Annotated in this window: 9 protein-coding genes; 2 read left to right on the forward strand and 7 right to left on the reverse strand. The window is 63.8% G+C overall.

Annotated features, from left to right (window positions below):
* Window positions 1-454: 454 nt before the first annotated feature.
* Together BRX43_RS18880 and BRX43_RS18885 are read right to left on the reverse strand one after the other, a co-directional pair.
* Window positions 455-832, reverse strand: a complete 378-nt coding sequence (locus BRX43_RS18880) for a response regulator (protein ID WP_125996617.1) — start codon at window positions 830-832, stop codon at window positions 455-457.
* 6 nt (window positions 833-838) lie between these two features.
* Window positions 839-2,389, reverse strand: coding sequence for an HWE histidine kinase domain-containing protein (locus tag BRX43_RS18885; RefSeq protein ID WP_125996618.1), 1,551 nt, complete (start codon window positions 2,387-2,389; stop codon window positions 839-841).
* A 296-nt stretch (window positions 2,390-2,685) separates the two neighbouring features.
* Here BRX43_RS18885 and BRX43_RS18890 point away from each other — a divergent pair, with 296 nt between their 5' ends.
* Window positions 2,686-4,458 carry a PAS domain-containing protein gene (locus BRX43_RS18890; protein WP_241215077.1) on the forward strand — a complete coding sequence of 591 codons (1,773 nt, stop codon included), beginning with the start codon at window positions 2,686-2,688 and terminating at the stop codon, window positions 4,456-4,458.
* 2 nt (window positions 4,459-4,460) lie between these two features.
* Window positions 4,461-4,841: a response regulator gene (locus tag BRX43_RS18895; RefSeq protein WP_125996619.1), complete on the forward strand. Its 381-nt coding sequence runs from the start codon at window positions 4,461-4,463 to the stop codon at window positions 4,839-4,841.
* A 375-nt stretch (window positions 4,842-5,216) separates the two neighbouring features.
* Here the strand turns inward: BRX43_RS18895 and BRX43_RS18900 are convergent, their stop codons facing one another.
* The 5 genes from BRX43_RS18900 to BRX43_RS18920 are packed head-to-tail and all read right to left on the reverse strand — an operon-like array spanning window position 5,217 to window position 12,172.
* Window positions 5,217-6,137, reverse strand: coding sequence for a cation diffusion facilitator family transporter (locus BRX43_RS18900; protein ID WP_125996620.1), 921 nt, complete (start codon window positions 6,135-6,137; stop codon window positions 5,217-5,219).
* Complete coding sequence (locus tag BRX43_RS18905) at window positions 6,134-9,361, reverse strand: CusA/CzcA family heavy metal efflux RND transporter (RefSeq protein WP_125996621.1); 3,228 nt, start codon at window positions 9,359-9,361, stop codon at window positions 6,134-6,136. The genes BRX43_RS18900 and BRX43_RS18905 overlap by 4 nt, the downstream gene beginning before the upstream one ends.
* A 3-nt stretch (window positions 9,362-9,364) precedes the next feature.
* A complete protein-coding gene (locus tag BRX43_RS18910) occupies window positions 9,365-10,525 on the reverse strand; it encodes an efflux RND transporter periplasmic adaptor subunit (protein WP_125996622.1) in 1,161 nt (386 codons plus the stop codon).
* Entirely contained in the window at window positions 10,522-11,784 is a 1,263-nt protein-coding gene (locus BRX43_RS18915; protein WP_125996623.1) for a TolC family protein, read from the reverse strand. Before BRX43_RS18915 ends, BRX43_RS18910 begins: the two co-directional genes overlap by 4 nt.
* Before the next feature lie 55 nt (window positions 11,785-11,839).
* Window positions 11,840-12,172: a hypothetical protein gene (locus BRX43_RS18920; protein WP_125996624.1), complete on the reverse strand. Its 333-nt coding sequence runs from the start codon at window positions 12,170-12,172 to the stop codon at window positions 11,840-11,842.
* Window positions 12,173-12,611 lie beyond the last annotated feature (439 nt).

The following is a 12,611-nucleotide window of genomic DNA, read 5'->3' on the forward strand; positions in this document are numbered from 1 at the left end:
GACGTTCTCTCGCATATATCCGTGCTCCTTGGTCCCGCAGGCGTGCCTGCATCGACATCAGTGGAGCCGCTGGCCGGCGAGAACCGGCGTGCGCGCGGAGGGTGGACGTAACCATCCCGCCGTTTTTTCGCAGCGGTGAATCTCTACGATGACTGGATCGACCGCGCAACACCTTGCATATCTGGCGAGGTGACCCAGAAACGGTCATCCGGAGGCCCCCGCCGGCTTCCCGACATCCGACATTCGTTCATGTTCGAAGCAGTCGTCGATACGCTGGGAACGGCTCTCTGCCTAACAGCCCCAGGTCCGTCCCGAAAGGGATCGGAAAACGGGACAGCGTACACCCATACGCCGCGCAGCTGGTTGACCACTATTGGGAGCGAAACGAAGCTAGAGCGCCGTTCAACATCATGGAACCCGCAAGTATCGCGACCGAATTGATAGGCCAGCTATATCAGGCAGCCATGTGCCGCAGGACTTCTATTACCCGATCCTGCCGGAACGGTTTCGGAAAGAAGACTGTCTCTGCCGGGATGCTCACACGCTGAGGTAGTGGCTTGCCTGAAGTGATGATGATCTTGATCGGGGGCCATCGGTCGCGGATGCAGGCCGCAAGGCGGATACCATCGATCCCATGCGGCATATCCACGTCGGTGAAGACGATGCGGATATCCGGGCGACTTTCCAGGATCGCCACTGCCTCAGTCGAGTTGGCCGCCTCGACCGTATCGAAGCCTGCATCCTCGATCATATCGACCGCGAATAAGCGGAGAAGCGGTTCGTCTTCGACAATAAGGACAAGGGGTCTGGTTGGACGATCACACACGCACACTATCGCTCAACCCATAGCCAAATGATCGATTGAAGCGTGCATATCCGCCTCAAGCCCGGTCGGTTCATAACGGAGGTCGACGCCGCCCGTTCCGACAAGACCCAGCCTTACCAGCTTGGAGCCGAAGCCGCGGCGGGTCGGCGCAACCACAGGCGGTCCGTTCTTCTCGCGCCACGACACCAGGAGGTCGGTTTCGTCGGCAATCAACCAGGTGAGGTCAACGTGCCCACCTTCCTGACACAATGACCCGTACTTGCAGGCGTTGGTCATCAACTCGTGCACGACCAGTGAGAAGGAAAGCGCAGCGCGCGCACCGAGCGGGACAGGCGGACCTTGGAGATTTACCCGATCTGCAAAGCCCACCGTGTCGAGCACCGCTTCGGCGACGTTCCGCAGATCAGCGTCAGCCCAGCTTTTCTGGAGCAGCACATCATGCGCGGCGCTGAGCGCGATCAGACGGCGCTCAAAATTTTCAACGGGGCCGCGTTCGGGAATTTCGCGCAACGTCTGGCTGGCGATCGCCTGCACCATCGCCAGCATGTTCTTCAGTCGATGGCTGATCTCGCCATTGAGGATCTGCTGCTGTTGCTCGGCGCGAAAGCGCGACACGCCGGCTTCCAGTCGGTCCGCGGTGCTGCGCAGGAACCATAGTTCCTCCGGCGTCCAGCAGCGCGGGATCGACGAATGCACGACGAAGATTGCGGTCGTTCGATCGAGGTGCCGCACCGGCATGTTGACGAGCGCAGCAACGTCGACCGCCTTCATGCTGCCGGGATCGGCCATCGTTCGATCGTCGGTGTTGACGTCCTCGATCACGATCGGCAGGCCCTGAGCCAGATCCTCGCGCATGGCGCCATAGTCGTCGAAGCGATGTCGACCAACGATGCTCGTCACACCGGGTGCGGTCCAGTCGGCTTCGAAATCGACATGCTCAACTGTCGCATCAACGAAGCCGATGCCGGCACGGTCGACCTCCAACACGCGACCGACAATGGCCGCAGAGCGCTCGATCATCGCCGCGCTGTCTTCGCTGCGGCGGATTGCCTCGCCGATCTCGATCAGCGCCGTTTGCAGTTCGACCATGCGGGCACTCGACTGCGCCATGCGACGCAGGTCGAGATGATCGCTGACCTGCCGGGCGAGTGCCGACAGCAAAGTGCGTTGGGCGGCAGACAGTCCATCAGGCCTCGCCACCGTGTCGATCACGCACAGGCGGCCGACGATCGCCCCTGATTTCAGGACCAACGGAGCACCGGCATAGAAGCGGAAGGCCCGCTCGCCAGTGATGAGGGGGTTGGTACGTGTCCGCTCGTCCTGGCTAAGGTCGACGATCTCCAGAACCTCAGCGCGGTCGATATCGAGCTGGCATACCGAGTAGCCGATCTCCGTCTCGCACACGTCGAGCCCGACCCGCGCCTTGAACCACTGCCGGTCCTCATCAAGCAGACTGACAAGCGCAATCGGCGTGTCGCACGCCTGGCTGGCGATCAGAACCAGATCGTTGAACGCCTGCTCGGCCGGCGTGTCCAGCACAGCCAGCTCCGCCAGTGCCTGCATGCGATGGCCATGATGTGTCTCTGGCACCTAGAACCCCTCTTCCAGCAAGGCCATTCCACCGGATCACCGCTGCCAAGCGCCGGGTCGAGCCTAGCCATTGATGTCGCATGCAAATCGGTCGCGTTACCTTGACGCTACGTCTTACACCAAATTGTGGTCTCGCCCATGGTTCATCTGACCGCTCAATCGCGACCAGGCAGCGCTGAACCGGATCGGCCTCTTTTCCGAATAGCTGTTGATTTGCTACGCGTTAGGTGAGGATGCGCCAGGTGGCTTGTCCGCCTTTGGACGCCGTGATGATCCGTATCCAGCCTGCCCGCTTCTTCGACCGGATCGTGGCGTGGTCCCTGCAACTCCAACTGCCGGGGGCGGCGCGATACCTTATCGCCACAGCCTTGGTCGTGGCGATCGGATGGGGCCGTGTCCTCTTCGTACCCGACACCTTGCCCTGGCTGCTCTTTATCCCGGCAACGATCGGTATCGCTCTGGTGATGGGCAAGGGGCCGGGCCTGTTTGCAGCCGGTCTATCGACCGCTACCGGGATCGTGTCACTCGGCACCCTCGACCATCCGACCTGGGTGCCTCGACAGCAATGGGTGGCAGCATCGCTGTTCCTCATTGTCATGTTCGGGCTCGTCATGCTGACCGCAGAGCTGCGGGCATCCTTGCATCGAGCGCGTCGCCTGAATGAGGAGCTGGTTGAGAGCGAGCGACAGGCGGTTGATCGGCAAGCATTCCTGTCCAGCGTGCTGGCCAGCTCGACGGACTGCATCAAGGTTCTCGATCTTGACGGCAAGCTGACCTTCATGAGCGAAGGCGGGCAACGCGTCATGGAGATCAGCGACTTCAACGAGGTTGCCGGCTGCCCGTGGCCTGACTTCTGGCAGGGCGCCGGCAACAGCGAAGCCAAGAGCGCAGTCGACGCGGCAAAGCGAGGCGAGGCGCGCAGCTTTATCGGCAAGGCCGACACCTACCGCGGCACACCGAAATGGTGGCACGTCGCCGTCAGCCCCATCCCAGGGCCAGACGGTCGGCCCGATCGCATTCTCTCGGTATCCCGCGATATCACCAACCTGCGCGCGAGCGAGGAAGAGCGTGATCGCTTCGTCCGCTTGGCTGAAAACAGCACCGACTTCATCGGCATGGCCCGGACCGACGGCAGCGTGTTCTACGTGAACGATGCAGCCAAGCGGCTCGTCGGTCTGGACGGCACCGACGTTACCCAGCTCACCATCGCCGATTTCTTCCCACCCGAGCAGGTCGAGACGGTCACGCGCGTGGTGCTGCCGGCGGTGGAACGTGATGGTCAGTGGGCCGGCGAGTTGAATTTCAGGCATTTCCAGAGCGGCGAGCTGATCCCGGTTCTCTATTCGGTATTCCCCGTTACCGATACGGCCGGGGCCCTGATCGGCTACGGCACCGTGACCCGCGACTTTCGCGAACGACGCCGGGCCGAAGACGATATGCGTCTGATGAACGGCGAGCTGGCACACCGCCTCAAGAACGTGCTGGCGGTTGTGCAATCAGTCGCCGCGCAGACACTGCGCGGCATTCCCGAAGCCGAGGCGGCAAGCCAGAGCCTGTCAGCGCGGCTCGTGGCGTTGGGAGCGGCGACGGCTGTGCTGACCGGCACGTCGTGGCGATCAGCCGATCTGCGCGAGCTTGCGAACCGCGCCCTGTCGCCACACGGACGTATCGGGGAACGCATCCTGTTGTCCGGTCCAAGGGTGACGTTGAAACCCGAAGTGACGGTGGCCTTCGCGCTCGCGCTCCATGAGCTGGCGACCAATGCGGCCAAATATGGCGCGTTGTCGAATGAGACGGGCGTGGTGACATTGGCGTGGTCCATCGATGGAGGCGGAGCAGATGCCACGCTGGCGGTGTACTGGCGCGAGAACGGGGGACCACCGGTCACACCGCCCGAGCGGAAAGGTTTCGGCTCGGTCCTGATCGAGCGCTCGCTGCGCTCCTATTTCAGCGGCAAGGCTGCAACCGAGTACCGACCGGAAGGTTTGGTCTTCGAGTTACAAGCGCGCCTTCAAGATGCCGCCATCGTGATCGGAAATTGAGCGTGGGTCAGAGTACACCGATCGGCAGCAGGACGATCCTGATTGTCGAGGATGAGGCATTGGTCAGGTTCGACCTCGTCGACTTCTTCACGGACGCCGGATGGCGCGTATTCGACGCGGAGGACGCGGATCAGGCCATCGTCATTCTCGACCGACACAAGGAGATCCGGGCCGTGCTGACAGACGTGCAGATGCCGGGATCGATGGACGGCGTGAAGCTGGCGCATTATGTCCGCGAGCGTTTCCCGCCAACCGTGTTGTTCATCGTGTCCGGAAATGCACCGATCCCGGAAAGCGAGTTGCCCGCACAAGCACGGTTTCTGCCTAAACCATTCGACCCGCATAAGCTGTTGCGTCAGATTGAAAGCATGGCGCAGGCGTAACTTCTCGCAAACGAACGGGATACGGGAATATACAAGCGTTCCCCAATCCCGTGTCTAGGTTAGTTTTGGAAAATACCGACAGGCACTTAATGTGCCGAAAGGGCCAAGGCGAGATATCGCTCCTGTCTTCAGTCACCCTCGGCCTGCGGAGGCACCGGCTTCAACGGCTGCAGGCCTCGCTTCACCGTCTCGCGCCAAGGACGCGTCGGAGACGGCAAGGTGAGTTGCAACATCGCGCACCTGCCCCTCACACCATCGATCGTCCGCCCCATCTCCTTTGCGATCGTTGCCAAAGGCTGTCTGGCGGCGATGCGTCGGCGAAGCTCCGTATCGGCTTTCTCTGTCCAGCGCGCACGCTTCATGACGGGACCGCCTTCACGGATGAAGATGATCTGAATCTCCGCACCCCTCGGCTGCACCCTCGGTCTGGATCGTGCAATGTTCGATCCCGAAACGGCTATCGAGCGTCGCGGCGACGCTTCTCCTAACGGTGTCGGGATCAGCGCCCTCGGCGAGGGTGACATGCGCGGTACAATTCACGTCCTCCATAGTCATCGACCAGACGTGAAGGTCATGAACCCCGGCGACACCGGGAAGGCCGGCAATACTGGCGCGCAGTTCCGCCAGCTTGATCCCACCGGGTACGCCTTCGAGCAGCACGTTGGTGGTATCGCGCAGCAGCACCCAAGTCCGAGGCAGCACCCATAACCCGATCCCGACCGCAACGATCGGATCGACCCACGTCCATCCGGTGAACCGGATCGCCAGCGCCCCCACGATTACGCCCACCGAACCGATCATGTCCGCCCAGACCTCAAGGTAGGCGCCCTTGACGTTCATGCTGGCGTCCTTGCCCGAGGTGAGCAGCTTCATGGAGGCCAAGTTCACGACGAGGCCGATCGCAGCGACGATCAGCATGCCGGTGGATTGCACGCCCTCCGGCTCGCGGAAGCGCTGTACCGCTTCGACCAGCACGTAGATTGCGACGCCGAAGAGAAGCAGCGCGTTGAACGCCGCAGCCAGAATCTCGAACCGCTTGTAGCCGAACGTCCTCTTGTCATCGGCCGGCTTCTGTCCAAGCCGGATCGCCATCAAGGCGATCACCAACGCTGCCACGTCGGTGAGCATATGCGCCGCGTCCGACAGGAGGGCGAGACTGTTGAACACGAACGCACCCACCACCTCGGCGGTGAGATAGGCCGTGGTCAGCACCAGTGCCCACCCGAGCATCTTGGCGTTTGCTCCCGCCGTATGGTCGTGGGCGTGTCCGCCCGAACCATGATCGTGTCCGCTCATGCTGGCTCTCCCTGGAGCAGATGGTTGTTTTTAGCTGGCAGCTCCGCGTCAGCCGGGGTCCACCCGCCGAAGCGGGCATAGAGGGTGGGCAGGACGAACAGCGTCAGCAGCGTCGCTGAGATCAGCCCGCCGATCACGACAGTCGCCAACGGCTTCTGCACTTCGGCCCCGGCACCGTGACCAAGCGCCATCGGCACGAATCCGAGCGATGCGACGAGCGCCGTCATGGCAACCGGCCGAAGCCTGGCCAGCGCCCCGTCATGCGCCGCCTGCGCCCGATCCATGCCCTGACGCATCAGGTCATGGATGGAGGACACCATCACCAGCCCGTTGAGGACCGCGATGCCGGAGAGAGCAATGAAGCCGACTGCCGCGGAGATGGAGAAGGGCATGCCGCGCAGGAACAGCGCCAGCACACCGCCGACCAGCGCCAGCGGAACGCCTGTGAACACCAGCGCCGCGTCACGGACCGATCCCAGCGCCCCATAGAGCAGGAGCATGATGACAGCGAAACAGATCGGCACGACGATCATGAGCCGGTCGCGTGCCGATGCCAGGTTCTCGAACTGGCCGCCCCATTCCAGATAGGTGCCCGGCGAAAGCTTCACCTTGGCCGCGATTGATGCCTGCGCATCGGCAACGACGCTCGCCACATCGCGGTCACGCACGTTGGCCTGCACCACCACACGACGTTTGCCGTTCTCCCGGCTGATCTGGTTGGGGCCATCGACAACGGCGATGTCCGCGACCGTCGAGAGGGGCACGAAAGCACCGCTCGATGTCGGCACCGGCACCTGGGCCACCTCCGTCAGGTCTGACCGCGAGCTTTCGGCAAGGCGGATCACGACGGGGAAGCGCCGGTCACCCTCGAAGATCACGCCTGCCTCACGGCCTCCGATCGCTGCCGCCACGGTGTCCTGCACGTCGCCGGCAGTGACCCCGATCCGCGCCATCGCCATGCGGTTCGGGCGGATATCGAGCATTGGCAGACCTTCGGTCTGCTCGACCCTCACGTCCGCCGCGCCTGCAGTGTTGCGCAACACGTCGGCGATGCGATCGGCGGTTGCGTTCATGGCACCGAAGTCGTCGCCGAACACCTTCACGGCGATGTCGCCGCGCGCGCCTGCGATCAGCTCATTAAAGCGCATCTGGATGGGCTGAGTGATCTCGTAGGCGTTACCCGGCAGCGTCGACAGCCGCTTCTCCATGCGTTCGATCAGCTCTTCCTTGGGCAGACCGGGATCAGGCCATTCGCTCCTTGGCTTCATGATGACGAAGGTATCGGTCGCGTTCGCCGGCATCGGGTCGCTGGCGATTTCCGACGTGCCGGTCCGTGAGAAGGCGAACCGGACCTCAGGCTGCTTCGCCAGCATCTTCTCGACCTGGAACTGCATGGCCTGGCTCTGGTCGACCGACGTTCCGGGGATGCGCACCGCCTGAACGAGGATGTTGCCCTCGTCGAGCTGGGGCAGGAACTCCTGTCCGAGCGTCGTGAAGGCGGCTGCCGCAAGCGCCAGCGCCCCAATCGCGACGCCTACGGTCACGGTCGGACGGCGCATCGCCTTGCCAAGACCCGGCTCGTAGCGGCGACGCAGCCAGCCGATGATCCGGCTTTCCTTCTCATCGACGCGCTTGCTCAGCCAAATGGCGATGGCTGCGGGCACGAAGGTGAGCGAGAGGATGAAGGCGAACACCAGCGCGATGATGACGGTGAGGGCCATCGGCTCGAACATCTTGCCCTCGACGCCGGAGAAGGTGAGCAGCGGCGCGTAGACGAGGATGATGATCGCCTGCCCATAGACGGACGGGCGGATCATCTCGCGGGCGGAAGCCGCGACGATGGCCAGCCTGTCGCCAAGGGGCAGCGGCTCGTCACGGCCGTGCTGCGCGTCGCCAAGGCGGCGCAAGGCATTCTCGACGATGATGACGGCGCCATCGACGATCAGGCCGAAGTCGAGCGCACCAAGGCTCATCAGGTTCGCCGACACCCCCGCCCGGAGCATGCCGATGCTGGTAAGCAGCATGGTGATCGGGATGACCAGCGCAGCGATCAGTGCGGCCCGGAAATTGCCGAGCAGCAGGAACAGCACCACGATGACCAGCACCGCGCCCTCGGCAAGGTTGCGGGCCACGGTTGCGATCGTTGAGTTGACCAGCTCGGTGCGGTTCATCACCGGCTTCACGACGACATCGACTGGAAGCGATGCACCGATCTCCTTCAGCCGCTTGGCTACACCCGTCGACACAGTGCGGCTGTTCTCGCCAACTCGCATGACGGCCGTCCCGACCACAACCTCACGGCCGTTCTCGGATGCGGATCCCATGCGCAGCGCCTGCCCCGTCCTGACCGTCGCGATCTGACTGAGCAGGATCGGCACGCTCTCGCGCGTGGCAACGACGGTGCGGGCCAGCTCGTCGGCATTGCGGACGCGGCCATCAGCGCGGACGGCCAACCCTTCACCGTTGCGATTGACGACGCCTGCGCCTGCGCTGGTGTTGTTCCGCTCCAGCGCCGTGGCGAGGTCCTGGAGGCTGATCCGCATCGCCGCCATGCGCTGGATGTCAGGGACGACGAGATATTGCTTGGTGTAGCCGCCAAGGGAGTCGACGCCCGCGAGGCCGGCGCTGCTCTTCAACTGCGGCGTGACGATCCAGTCCTGAACCGTCCGGAGATAGGTTGCCTTGTCCGGTTCGCTGACGAGGTGGTCGCCCTCGGGCGTGATGTAGCTGCCATCTTTTTGCAGCCCCGGCTCGCCGTTGCGGTGATTGACCTGATCGAGTTCGCGAAACTCGACCGTCCACATGAAGATGTCGCCAAGCCCAGTCGCGATCGGCCCCATCTCGGGGTTCACGCCTTCGGGCAGGCTTTCCTCGGCGGTACGTAGTCGCTCCGCGACCTGTTGGCGGGCAAAGTAGATATCGGTGCCCTCATCGAACACCGCCGTCACCTGAGCGAAGCCGTTACGGCTGAGCGAGCGGGTATATTCGAGGCCGGGAATACCAGCGAGTGCGGTTTCGACGGTGAAGGCGACCTGCTTCTCGATCTGGTCGGGTGACAGGGCAGGCGCGACGACGTTGATCTGGACCTGGTTGTTGGTGATGTCGGGAACGGCGTCGATCGGCAGCCGCTGAAGGGCAAAGATGCCTGCCAGCGCGCCTGAGACGGTAAGAAGGAGGACGAGCCATCGCTTCTCGACGGCGAAGTTGACGATGCGACCGATCATGGCTCAGTCCTCGTCCTTGGCTTCGCCATTACCGAGTTCGGCCTTGAGCGTGAAGCTGTTGGTGGACGCGATACGCTCGTCGCCGGTTAAGCCAGAGACGACCGTGACGTTGCCACCGTTGGTGCGCCCGAGCGTCACCGGCGTTGCCTTGAAGCCATTGGCGGTCCGCACGAACACGAACGGCTTGTCAACGATCATCTGGACGGCTGCGGAAGGGACGGCGATCGAGCGGTCGCCTATTGCTGGCAACAGGATGGAGGCGGTCACCGTCTCGCCGATCCGCCACTGCCCGCCGCGGTTATCGATGGTGGCGATCACCGGCACCAATCGGGTCGTCTCGTCGAGGATCGGCGACACGAACGTCACACGCGCTTCCTGGCGGCGACCCGCCGAAACTACCTCGACCCGCGTGCCCGGACGCACCCGACCGGCATCTGCCGGGACAAGCGACGTCGTGATCGTCACCTTCGAAAGGTTTGCGACCCGGAACAGCTCCGCGTCGGCCGCGATCTGCTGGCCGAGCGTCGCAGATCGCGCGATGACCTGTCCGGCGATGGGCGATCGGACGGCGATGCGGTTGAGGGCTCCGCCTCCCCCGCCGGTTGCGGAAAGCTGCTGCTGCGCAAGCCGGAGCGCGATGCTCGCCTCGGTCGCGGCCGTGCGCGCTGCGACGAGATCCTGTTCGGGGGAGACACGTTCCGAAAACAGGCGCAGTTCGCGACGCAGATTGGATTGGGCAAGGCTCGAACGTGCGCGCGCTGCCTCTACCTCGGCCTTCAGCGAGGCTGCCTCACGGCTCTCGATGATCGCCAGCGTATCGCCGCGGCCGACAGACTGGCCGAGGTTCCTGGTCAGCGACACCAGTCGTCCGCCGATCGCCGCAGATACGACCTGGACACCCTGCGGGTCGCCCTCAATGGTAGCCGGAATTTCGATCGCACCGGCAACCCCGCCGATTGTCGGGCGGGTTACCTCGATGCCGGCATCGGCGATCTGCTGGGCGGAAAGGACGGCGGTGTTCGGATCGCCGGGCTTTTCGGCACCCTCTGCCTTCTCCGTCTCTGCCTTCTCTCCACCCTCATTGGTTTTGGCAGGACCTCCGCACGCCGGCAGCATGGCGGCAAGGGTCACGTGCGCGAGCGCCGCCAGGATCAGCTTCTTCATCGATTGTCTTCCGTGACTGTAGGCGCGGGCGTCGTCAGCCGCTCAAGGCGCGCCTGTGCGTCGTGGTAGGCGGCAAGCGCGTCGATCGCGGCCGCCCTGGTGTCGGAAAGGGTGCGTTCGGCATCGAGCAAATCGAGCTGCCCGAACTTGCCTTCGCGGTAGCCGATGCGCGCAATCCGGGCCGCCTCCTGTGCGGCCGCGAGCGCGGGACCGCTGGCATTACGCGCGGTCGTAGCGGCGTTCGCGGCTTCCGCCTGTGCCTGGGCGATGGCCTGCTCCGCATTAAGGAGCGCCACACGCCGAAGGGCGTCGGCCTGGTCGCGCTGAGCCGTCGAGACGGCCATCGCAGCACGACCGCGGTTAAAGACAGCAAGAGGAATCGAGACGCCGAAAACGGCCGCGACATCGTTCGTCTGTTCGAGACGGCGCGCGCTGGCGCTGACCGTCACATCGGGAACGCGCTGGCTGCGAGCGAGGCGAATTTGTGCGCTCGCGGTCGACAGGTCCGCACGAGCTGCTGCCGCTGCCAAGGTAGAACCGCCTGTTATCGGACGTGGCGGTCCTCCGCCCTCGACCCGATCGAACCAGTTCATGTCGAGCGCAATAACGGGAGTGCTAAGCAATCGCGCGAGATTGCCGGATGCGACCTCCGCGGATCGCGCCGCACGTTCCGCCGCGCCTTCGGCCGCAATCCGGGCAACATCCGCCCGCTGCTCCTCCAGCGGTGACGCGCGTCCGGCGCGCACCCGGACCTGAGCGGCTCGCAGGGCTTCGGCTGCGATGCCGACCTGCGAACGCGCGATTACGAGCCGGCGCTCGGCTGCGCTGGCTTCGTTATAGGCCTGCGTCACCCGTAGCCGTAGATCGGCACGGGCGATCTCCGCATCGAGCGCTACCCGACTGAGTTGCGCCGATGCGACCGCCACCCTGGCGCCACGCTTGCCACCCAGCTCCAGCGGCAAGGCCAGCCCTACCGTCGTTTCGGACGATCGAAGGCCCTGGTAGATGCCCGATCCCGCGACATTCTCGGTTTCGGCAACGATCGACGGGTTGGGTCGAAGATTGGCGACCCGACGCTGCGCCTCGGCTGCGCGGATAGCGGCAGCGGCTGCTTCTTGCGCGGGGGGCGTGGCTCCAGCCCGAGCCAGCGCGTCGTTAAGACTAAGAACCGGCGCCGTGCCGGTAGGCGGGCTAGTCTGTGCGTGTGCGGATGAGGCACATGCGCCTGCGGCCAGAACGGCCGCGATGATGCGATGCATTGATGATGCTCCTGACGATACGAACCTGGGCGCGCGTCGCGCCCGATCGCTTGCGTCAGGCCTGAGGTGGTCGAAGCGCCTGTTCGCCGTCGTGAGGAGCGACAGCCGGGAAGGTTCGCACCCCGAACGTGTTTTCAGCTATCCGCGCGGGAACGGTCATCCGGCCATTAAACGGCGTGCCGACATCGTGCCCGTGACAGCTCGCATGGTGATGCGGATAGCCCTTGTCCGCATCCGCGGGCACCTGATCGCCATCGCCATCGACATGCGCAAACATCTCGCTGGAGGAAGCTTCGACCGATCCCGCGATCTCTGTCGCATGTGCCACGCCCGACCAACCGGTCAGCACCAGCATCAGGCAGGCAAGGAAGGGGAGCAGCGTGCGCATTCGTCACCGTCCTAGCATGCTGCAGCTCGGCTGTAATCCTGTGCTTCAGGCGAAGCGAGTTCGCGTCGTGCGGCAGCGACGATCTGCACGCCCCCGAAACTGTGACTGATGCCGTCACCCCGTCGCGCAAAGCCTAAGTTTCGCGACAGCTGTGACCGTGCCGACGGCTGACTGAAATGCGATCATTGGGCTGTCGCAAATGTCCGTTCCGAAAAGAAGCCGATACGATGCGAATCCGCGACAGCGAGCAGTGATGCCCTGAGGACCCAGTTACGGTCATCCAGGCCCGGTTTTTACGTTCCTATTTCCTACTGACGTGCTCCCCAAAGCTCTACCAGTCATAACTGGAGTCCGGGGTTGGTATGGTGCCCCTCTGGGCGGTGTTGCACAACCCGCCTGGCGGCATCGGCGGGCGTCAGCCCGCCAGCACCACTATGCG

This window comes from Sphingomonas sp. S-NIH.Pt15_0812 (genome assembly GCF_003951315.1).
Lineage (GTDB): Bacteria > Pseudomonadota > Alphaproteobacteria > Sphingomonadales > Sphingomonadaceae > Sphingomonas.